The sequence below is a fragment of the Dactylosporangium sp. NPDC050688 genome, assembly GCF_040654515.1.
Taxonomy (GTDB): Bacteria; Actinomycetota; Actinomycetes; order Mycobacteriales; family Micromonosporaceae; genus Dactylosporangium.
The window spans coordinates 36,647-44,611 of the sequence record NZ_JBFAIC010000080.1; the positions used below are offsets into that span (position 1 = coordinate 36,647).

The following is a 7,965-nucleotide window of genomic DNA, read 5'->3' on the forward strand; positions in this document are numbered from 1 at the left end:
ATACGGCGTGGAACGACAACTGCGAAACATCTGGTCCGACATCGTCGGCGTCGCCGAAGTCGGCGTGCACGACAATTTCTTCGACGTCGGCGGCACATCCGTGATGGCCCTGCAGGTGCTGTCCAGAATCAAATCGGAGTTCGGCTACGACATTCCACTTGCCGCCGTTCTGCAGGCGCCGACCATCGCCGGACTGGCGATGCTCATGCGAGGTTCGGCAACCACCGAGCCGACGCCGCTGGTGACCATTCGACACGGCGGCGATGAGCCTCCGATATTCTGTTTCCATCCCCTCGGCGGCAGCGTGGCACGATATTTCTCCCTCGCCCGGCTGCTCGGTGACCGGCAGCCGGTGTATGGGCTGCAGGCCCTCGGCCTGTTCGACGGCGCACTCGCACAACGGTCCATTCCGCAGATGGCGCGCACCTACGCCGAGCAGATCCTGCGGGTCCAGCCACGACCACCCTACCGCCTGGTCGGCTACTCCCTCGGCGGCACGATCGCCTTCGAGACCGCCCGGCTGCTGGCCCAGCGGGGTGCGGCGCCGCCGCTGGTGGTGCTGATCGACACGGAGTTCACGTACCCGCCGTTCGACACCGCGCAGCTGCCCTACACCGCACTGGCCGACTTCGCGCTCAAGGTCGACGTGCCCGACGGCGCGTTCGACGGCCTCGACCGCGAGCAGACGTTGCGTGCCATCTTCGACGTGGCGGTCCGGCAGGAGGTCATCGGACCGGATTTCCCGATCGCGCGGCTGGAGAGCATCTACGAAACCGTGGCCGGGACGCTGACCGCCGTCGCCGAATATCAGCCGGGTCCGTATTCAGGGCCGGTCGTGCTCATCCGCAGCGCCCGCGAGACACCGACCGACGAGGGCGCACCGGCCGACCTCGGCTGGAGCACGGTGGCGCCGGCGGTGCGGACGCACTTCGTCGGCCTCGGCCACTTCGTGATCATGGAGGCGAAAGGGGCCGCCCGGATCGCGACCATGCTCCGGCCGTATCTCGACGGCGTCCCCGCGGCCTGATGACCCGGCGAACCCGCCGCCCCGCGTGCGGCCCGGCCGCGGGCCCGTGCACAGCGCAGGAAGGTGACAGCTCGTGTCCCAGGCGTCCGGAGTCGTCGTGTACCAGATGGGCAAGGTCGGCTCGTCTACCGTCCACCGCACCCTGCGCGAGGCGCGGCTGCCCGTTCCCGTCTACAAGACGCACTATCTCTCCGACGAGGGCGTGGCCCGGGCCCGGCGGCTGTACGCCAACCTGCGCACCTCGGTGCCGCTGCCCCACGAGCAGACCGTCGACCGGCTGCGCGAGACCCTGCGTACCGTCGGCGTCCCGCCCTGGAAGGTGATCACCCTCGTGCGGGAGCCCGTCGCCCGCGACGTCTCCGCCTACCTGCAGATGGTCGACGTGCTGCACCCCCAGATCGTCGGCGACGACCGCACACCGCGCCGCGCCGCACGGGCCGCCACGGCGCAGTTCCTGTCCTTCGACGAGCACCGCAACTACACCTGCACATGGTTCGACGTCGAACTCAAGGCGGCACTCGGCGTGGACGTCTTCGCCCAGCCGTTCGACCACACCGCCGGATGCGTGCGGCTGCGCCGCGGTGACCTCGAGGTCCTGGTGCTGCGCACCGAGGACCTCGACAGCCACGGCGCGGAGACGATCAGCGACTTCCTCGGCGTGCGGGTCCCGCTGCGCCACGCCAGCTCCCGCGCGCCGGACAAGCTGCAGTCGGTCTACACCGAGGACATCTACCGCCAGGTGGTCAGCCGGGTGCGGCTGCCCGAGCCGGTCTGCCGACGCATCTACAGCTCCCGCTACGCCCGGCACTTCTACCTGGACGAGGAACGCGAGCGCTTCATCGCGAAGTGGTCCGGTCCGCGTCCATAGCATGACGGAAAGGCAGGACATGACAGCCATCGACCTCCGGGACAAGGTGCACCAGATCCTCCGGTCCCATCTGCCGATCGAGAACGCGAAACCGCTCGTGCCCGACGCCCGCCTCGTCGACCTCGGACTGGACTCGCTGCGCTCGGTGAACCTGGTCCTCGACCTCGAGGACACCTTCGACATCGAGTTCCCCGACAGCATGCTCACCGACGCCACCTTCGGCACGGTCGCGGACCTCGAGCAGGCCATCGAGCGGCTGGTCACCGCGTCGACCGGGGCGCAGCAGCGATGAGCGCGCCCGACGGCGCCGCCGATCGCGGACCGGAGTGGGCACTGCTGGAGGCACTGGCCCGGGGCACCGGCCCGGCGCAGCGCGCCACGGCCGCCGCCCGGCTCGTGCGGGCCGGACTCGACTGGGGTGAACTGGTCGAGCACGCCCTGCGGCACCGGATGCTGCCCATGGTGGCTTCGTTGCTGGAGGAGCAGCGCCTGCACGACGCCGTGCCGATGCGGGTGTCGGAGCACCTGCGGTCGGTCCTGGCGCTGAACCGGCACCGCCGCGGCGTCTGGTACGGCGAGGTGTACCGCGTCGTCACAGCGCTGCAGGCGGCCGGCATCGACGTGCTCACCCGCAAGGGCGCCGCGTATGAGGTCGACCTCTACGGCGGCAACGGCAGCCGCTGGCTCGGCGACATCGACCTGCTGGTGCGGCCCGACCAGCGGCAGGCCGCCGCCGATCTCATGCCCGGGCTGGGATACGTCTGCGGGCTCTACGACTTCGACGAGGGTGTCGTGGTGCCGTTCGACCGGACCGAACTGATGAAGTACCGGCTGAACCCCGACCACCTGCCCACGCAGAGCCTGCGGACCGACGATCCGCTGGTCCCGGTCCTGGAGGTCGACTACGCCAACAGCCTCACCTGGGCAAGGTCCGTGTACCAGGTGCCGATCGAGCCGGTGTTCGATAGCATCGAACGCTACGAGGTTCCGGGCATGGGCACCCTGACCCGGGCCGGTGCGCCGTACCGGTTCCTGGACACGGTGCTGCACCTGTTCCGCGAGGCGTGGGTCGAGTGGTGGCTGGAGAAGGAGCAGGACGTCGACCTGATGAAGTTCGGCGACGTGCTGCGGCTGTGGCAACGGCACCGCGAGCAGCTGCGGCAGCCGGACTTCGTCCAGGCGCTGGAGCGGTTCGGCGTCCTCGACCCGGTGTGCTGGGTGCTCGAGCACCTGGACCGGACCTTCGCCACCACCACGGTCGCCGACCTCGGCCTGACCGGCCGCATCGACGAGGAGTTCCTGCACTCGGCGGGCGGCGACGCCGGGCGGCCCCGGCAGTGGACCGGCTCGATGCGCGACCGGCTGTACGCCAAGAACCGGCGGGCGGTGTTCGCGGGACCGGCCACGCCATGAGCTGGGCACAGCACCGCCGGCGCCGGGCCGTCGAGGCGGGCCTGCCACCGCTGGTGCGCACCTCCCGGGGTCCAGACCACCCCGTCACACCGGCGCAGCACCGGCTGTGGCTGCTGGACCAGGCCGGGCCCCGCATCGCGTACAACATCACCCTCAGCAGACGGCTGCGCGGTCCGATCGACCTCGTCGCGCTGCGGCACGCGACCCGGGTCGTCAGCCGGCGGCACGAGGCGCTGCGCACGACGTTCGCGGAGGCCGGCGGCCAGGTCCGGCAACGCCTCCACGCCGACCTGCCCCCGGAGGTGGTGCTGCGCGAACCACCGCCCGGCGGTCCCCCGTTCACCGAGGCCGACATCCGGCGGATGGTCGACGCGGAGGCCACGAGGCCGATGTGCCTGCGCACCGGGCCGCTGCTGCGCCTGTGGCTGGTGCGGTGCGCCCCGACCGAGCACGTGCTCGTGCTCTCGGTGCACCACATCGTCGCCGACGGCTGGTCGCTGCGGGTGATCGCCGCCGAGCTCGCCGCGGTGTACCGGGCGCGGGTCGACGGCGACGAGGCCGGCCTGCCCCCGGTCGACCTGCACCTCGTGGACGTCGTCGACTGGCGGCGCTCCTGGCTGCGCGGCGAACACCTGCAGCGCTACCTGGACTTCGCCGACCGCAGCGGCGTCCTGCGGGCCGTCGCGTCGCCGCCACTGCCGCCGACCCGATCGGATCCGGTGGCCGGCACCGGGGTGCGGCACGGGTTCGACGTGGCGCCCGGCGTCGCCGACCGCCTGCGCCGGTACGCCGCTGACCTCGGCCTCACCCTGTTCACCGTCATGCTGGCGGCCTACGCGCTGCTGCTCACCCGGCACGGCGGCGGCCGGGACCTGCTGATCGGCTCGCCCGCGGCGAACCGGTCCCGCCCGGAACTGGCCCGCGTGGTCGGCTACCTGGTCACGATCATGCCGCTGCGGCTCGTGATGGACGCCGACGAACGGGTCGCGGACCTCCTCACCCGCGTCGGCGCCGCCGTCACCGACGCGTTCGCGCACCAGGCCGCGACCATCGAAGACCTGCTCACCGCCGCGGACCCGCACACCGACCTGCGCACCGCCTACCCGATCACGGCGCTGTTCGCGCTGCACAGCTTCCACCGCGGCGACACGGTCCTGGCCGCAACGACCGACGAGCCGTACCCGATCCACGCCAAGGACACCGAGTTCCCGTTGGCGCTGTCGATCCTGGACGGCGGCCCGGAGCTGCACGGATATCTCGGGTACGACCCGCGGCAGTACGACGCGGCGCTCGCCGACCGGCTGGTCACCGACTACCGCAGCATCCTGACGGCCATGGCGGCCGCGGACCCGGACGCACGGACCGCGGCGCTGCTGACCGCCCGCGACGACCCGGGGCGCCCATGACGCCGCCACGGCCCTCGACGGCCGGCCGCCCGGCCGTCGACCCGTTGCGCTTCCGGCAGGTGATCGGCCACTTCGCCAGCGGCGTCGCGGTGCTGACCACGTCCGAGGCGGGGCAGGCGTACGGCACGACGGTCAGCGCGCTGTGCTCGCTCTCGGCCGACCCGCCGATGCTGCTGGCGTGCCTGCACGCAGACTCCGCCACCGGCCGGGCGGTGGCCCGCACGGGCGTGCTGGCGGTCAACCTGCTCGCGGCCGACCAGGCGGACCTCGCGCACCGCTTCGCCCGCAAGGGCGGGGACAAGTTCGCCGGGATGCGGCTGAGTATTGGCGACCTCGGCCTGCCGGTGCTCTGCGGCGCGCTGGCCACGCTGCAGTGCAGGGTGGTCGGCGAGACCGAGGGCGGCACGCACCGCGTGTACCTCGCGGAGGTGGTGACGGTGCAGGCCCGTCCGGGGCGTCCACTGGTGTACTACCGCGGACGGTTCGGGGACTTCCACCAGTTCGACCGACCTGCGCAGCCGGACGACAAATGACCGATCCTGAGGCGCCTCCGCACCCTGGGAGACCGCCTTAGGGGGCGTCTCACTTGGTGAGTTTGGTGAGTCGTCGGTGGCAGATGAGGATGGCTGCGAGGTCGGCGAAGGCTTGGAAGTGCTCGGCTTTGCGTTCATAGCGGCGGGTTAACCGGCGGTTGTTCATGAACCAGGACAGGCACGACTCGACGACCCACCGGTGCCGGCCCAGCCGCTCGGATGACTCCACGCCCTTGCGGGCGATCCGGACCCGGATACCGCGGCGTTTGACCTCGGCCCGGATCGCCTGCTGGTCATAGGCCTTGTCCGCATGGAGCTTCTCCGGGCGGCGGCGAGGCCGACCGCACCGCCCGCGAACCGGCGTGAACGCGTCCAGCAATGGGAACAACAGCTGCGCGTCGGGGGTGTTCGCCGCGGAGATCAGCACCTGCAGCGGAATCCCGCGCCGGTCACACAGGACGTGGATCTTCGAGCCCGGTTTGCCGCGGTCGACCGGGTTTGGCCCGGTCAGGTCCCCCTTTTCACCGCGCGGACACTGATCGAGTCGACGATCGCCCGGGTCCAGTCGATCCCACCGGCGACCTGCAGGCGGTGCAGCAGCTCGTGGTGGATCTGTTCCCACAGCCCGTACTTGGTCCATTCGGTGAACCGGCGGTGCACCGTCGGCCGGGCGACCCCGAAGAACACTGCGGGCAGCTTCCGCCACGAGCAGCCTGCCTGCACCATGTACGCGATCGCGGCCAGCACCGTCCGGTCGTCCGCCCGGCGCTTCCCACCACCCTGAGGTCGTTTCGCAGCAACCGGAATCAACGGCTGCGCGACCTGCCACAGGTCGTCCGGCGCCCAGGTCTGGATCATGTCCTCGACAACATCCGCCACAAACAGCACATCATGCCCGAGGCCACAACCTCACCAAGTGAGACACCCCCTTAAGCGCGTCGTCGGCTTTCACCTCTGCGAGGACCTGGCGGCCGTCGACGCGGGGCATGTTCAGATCGAGCAGGATCAGGTCGGGGCGTGGCGCGTCCGGAAATGGCTCGAGGCCGCGCAAGAACGCTAGGGCGTCGGCTCCGTCGGCGACATGATGCGTCCGTAGCGGTACACGTTGCGTGGCGAGGGCTTCTTCGATGAGGGCGACGTCCGCTGGGTCGTCTTCCACGAGGAGGATCTCCAGCGGCGACGTCCGCACCTCTGATCCTCCATGCATGGCGGCTATCCGATCTTCAGCACCAGCCGTTGGACACTGATCAGTGTAGGCGGCGGTCCGCTGTCATACACACAGCCAGCGAGCACGGGCGCTCAACAACTGCGCTGCGGCGTCTCGCAGCGTCGTCACCTGGTGAGGTATCCCTCGACATCCCATGTCGCCTCGTCACAGTCGACGATGTCGGGTGCACCGTCGTTGGTGGGCCCGTCCCAGGTGGCCCGCAACGTGAACCGCCCGGTCAGTTCGACGTCGCCTTGTAGTTCGTCCAGCCCGATCCCGTCCATGCTGTCCTGCACCACGGACAGCGAGTAGCTGCCGGTGAAGGTCCCGGCGAATGAGACGTCCAGGATCGGGCCCTGCCGGTCGAAGTCCACGGCGTCGATCTGGATCTCCACGAAGTGCGTCGTTGGAGGGCCGGCGTACATGGGGCCACCTTCGGCCGACTCGTCGTTGAACTCCGCCTGGGCTCGGGCCTGGGCCAGCTCGATGAGCGTCGGCAGACCCTCGCCCAGCACCTCGATCACCGGGCGGCCGTACACGTCTTCAACGATCGTCAGCGTCGTCCGGCCCCGAGCGTTGAGTAGCAGCTCCACCTCGAGCGGTTCGCTGAGGCCCAGCGCGAACTCCACGATCCGGGACGTGTGGTAGTCGGCCAAGCTCTCGTCGAGCATGGCAAGTTTCTGCACGACACCGGGGGCGTGGGCCGTGAAAGCGGCACGTGCGCGCGGGTCGTTCAGGTCGGTCTCGATAGCCCTGAGAAGGCTCTCGGCGGTCCTGCGACTGTTGCCGAACTCCGTCACCATCTGGATGACCTTCGGACGCAAGGCGTCGGCTTGGCGCAGCTTACGCAACAGCATCGGGGTATCGCTGAGATCAGCGGCGCCCTTGCCGGCCGACCCGTTGCATGGCGCGCAAATGGGTGCAAGATTCCGCGGGTCGTCGACATCGAAGTCGGCGGGCAGGCGGCATGCATGCAACAGCGCGGCCCGGTCGGTGGCACACTGCGAGCGTGGAATGATGTGGTCGATTTGGGTGTCGTTGTAGTCCTTCGGCGCATTGCACCAGTAGCACTTCTGGCCCCAGAGCGTATGCAGCGCGAGTCGCAGGACCGGATTCTTTCCGGCCCCATACCGGACCATCGCTGCCAAGCCCGAAGATGCGACCACGCTCAGATTTTAGGCCGCCCACGGCGGCAGCCGCTGACACTATCGACTGCGCAAGAGGGCCCGCGCGGCAGCGCCCTGCATGGCACTGCCTGGCCGGCTGGGCTGGCATCTTCGCTGTTCGAGGCGAAATGCTGGGAAGCCGTGATCGATCTGGGTGACGTGCGGAGCGATTCGGTGCGCGGAGCCGGCCACGGGCCGTGCGCACATTTCGACATGGGCGCCAACAGGCAATCCGGCGAGAGAACCATGGCGGGTCTTCGAACTTGGTGGGGGTCTGACTGCCCGGCAGGACTCCATTGTGGACCCTGATTGATAGATGCCCGTAGCTCTTGTGGATCATGTTGT

At 69.7% G+C, this 7,965-nt stretch carries 9 protein-coding genes; 6 read left to right on the forward strand and 3 right to left on the reverse strand.

The genetic code is table 11. From position 1 onward, the window contains the following. Window positions 1–7 precede the first annotated feature (7 nt). From AB0H83_RS44615 to AB0H83_RS44640, 6 genes are all read left to right on the forward strand, one after another. Window positions 8–1,027, forward strand: a complete 1,020-nt coding sequence (locus AB0H83_RS44615) for a thioesterase domain-containing protein (protein WP_360107525.1) — start codon at window positions 8–10, stop codon at window positions 1,025–1,027. Window positions 1,028–1,100: 73 nt separating this feature from the next. Beyond that, window positions 1,101–1,895 carry a putative capsular polysaccharide synthesis family protein gene (locus AB0H83_RS44620; protein WP_360107528.1) on the forward strand — a complete coding sequence of 265 codons (795 nt, stop codon included), beginning with the start codon at window positions 1,101–1,103 and terminating at the stop codon, window positions 1,893–1,895. A 19-nt stretch (window positions 1,896–1,914) separates the two neighbouring features. After that, window positions 1,915–2,187 (forward strand): phosphopantetheine-binding protein, encoded by a 273-nt coding sequence (locus tag AB0H83_RS44625; protein ID WP_360107531.1) that lies wholly within the window; start codon window positions 1,915–1,917, stop codon window positions 2,185–2,187. Beyond that, on the forward strand, window positions 2,184–3,308 hold the full coding sequence (locus tag AB0H83_RS44630; protein WP_360107534.1) for a nucleotidyltransferase family protein: 1,125 nt from the start codon (window positions 2,184–2,186) through the stop codon (window positions 3,306–3,308). Before AB0H83_RS44625 ends, AB0H83_RS44630 begins: the two co-directional genes overlap by 4 nt. After that, a complete protein-coding gene (locus tag AB0H83_RS44635; protein WP_360107537.1) occupies window positions 3,305–4,714 on the forward strand; it encodes a condensation domain-containing protein in 1,410 nt (469 codons plus the stop codon). The genes AB0H83_RS44630 and AB0H83_RS44635 overlap by 4 nt, the downstream gene beginning before the upstream one ends. After that, window positions 4,711–5,247: a flavin reductase family protein gene (locus AB0H83_RS44640; protein WP_360107540.1), complete on the forward strand. Its 537-nt coding sequence runs from the start codon at window positions 4,711–4,713 to the stop codon at window positions 5,245–5,247. Before AB0H83_RS44635 ends, AB0H83_RS44640 begins: the two co-directional genes overlap by 4 nt. Window positions 5,248–5,296: 49 nt before the next feature. Here AB0H83_RS44640 and AB0H83_RS44645 read toward each other — a convergent pair. The 3 genes from AB0H83_RS44645 to AB0H83_RS44655 all read right to left on the reverse strand — a co-directional run bounded on the left by AB0H83_RS44645 (window position 5,297) and on the right by AB0H83_RS44655 (window position 7,620). Next, a protein-coding gene (locus AB0H83_RS44645; RefSeq protein ID WP_360107549.1) for an IS5 family transposase occupies window positions 5,297–6,105 on the reverse strand; the annotation gives its coding sequence in 2 pieces (ribosomal slippage) (window positions 5,297–5,767 and window positions 5,770–6,105; 807 coding nt in all). A 31-nt stretch (window positions 6,106–6,136) separates the two neighbouring features. After that, window positions 6,137–6,436: a response regulator gene (locus AB0H83_RS44650; protein WP_360107543.1), complete on the reverse strand. Its 300-nt coding sequence runs from the start codon at window positions 6,434–6,436 to the stop codon at window positions 6,137–6,139. Between the two features lie 143 nt (window positions 6,437–6,579). Then, window positions 6,580–7,620 (reverse strand): HNH endonuclease signature motif containing protein, encoded by a 1,041-nt coding sequence (locus AB0H83_RS44655; RefSeq protein WP_360107546.1) that lies wholly within the window; start codon window positions 7,618–7,620, stop codon window positions 6,580–6,582. Between the last annotated feature and the right edge of the window lie 345 nt (window positions 7,621–7,965).

Coding starts and splice junctions, on each gene's coding strand:
- AB0H83_RS44625 (WP_360107531.1), top strand. CDS start 1,915: ATGACAGCCATCGACCTCCGGGACAAGGTGCACCAGATCCTCCGGTCC.
- AB0H83_RS44630 (WP_360107534.1), top strand. CDS start 2,184: ATGAGCGCGCCCGACGGCGCCGCCGATCGCGGACCGGAGTGGGCACTG.
- AB0H83_RS44635 (WP_360107537.1), top strand. CDS start 3,305: ATGAGCTGGGCACAGCACCGCCGGCGCCGGGCCGTCGAGGCGGGCCTG.
- AB0H83_RS44640 (WP_360107540.1), top strand. CDS start 4,711: ATGACGCCGCCACGGCCCTCGACGGCCGGCCGCCCGGCCGTCGACCCG.